Here is a 396-nt window from a genome sequence, read left to right as displayed (position 1 = left end):
CTTTAATATGCATAGGTAAAAGATGTTTAGCTAAAAATGCTGCGCTTAACATGGATTTTAAAAGCATGGATTTTCCGCCTGCATTTACCCCTGTGATGATTAAAACTTGTTTTTTAAATTCCAAACTCACGCTTTTTGGATTTTTTAAGGCAGGATGAGCGAAATTTTTAAGCACCAAATCCGTACTTTGATCACACAAAACAAATTCAAAATCCCTTTTTTTAGCAAGCAAAACCCTAGCACTATAATGGTCAAAAAGATCAAAGGCTGTATTGATAAATTTTAAAAAAGGTAGATTTTTTGCTAAAAAAGCTGAGAAATTTTTAGCGTATTCATAATAAATTTCTTCTTTTTGATTTTTGATTTTTTCTATATCATTTTGCAAATTTTCAACAC

1 protein-coding gene is annotated in these 396 nt (G+C 29.5%); it reads right to left on the bottom strand.

The window, feature by feature from the left end; all coding sequences use genetic code 11:
• Positions 1–396: hypothetical protein (locus tag JNB88_RS33220; protein WP_220359176.1), on the bottom strand; the 396-nt coding region annotated here is incomplete at both ends.

The organism is Rhizobium cauense (assembly GCF_019511525.1).
Taxonomy (GTDB): Bacteria; Pseudomonadota; Alphaproteobacteria; order Rhizobiales; family Rhizobiaceae; genus Rhizobium; species Rhizobium cauense.
Note: the sequence above shows the minus strand (reverse complement) of the source record. Positions and strands in the feature narration are given on the sequence as shown.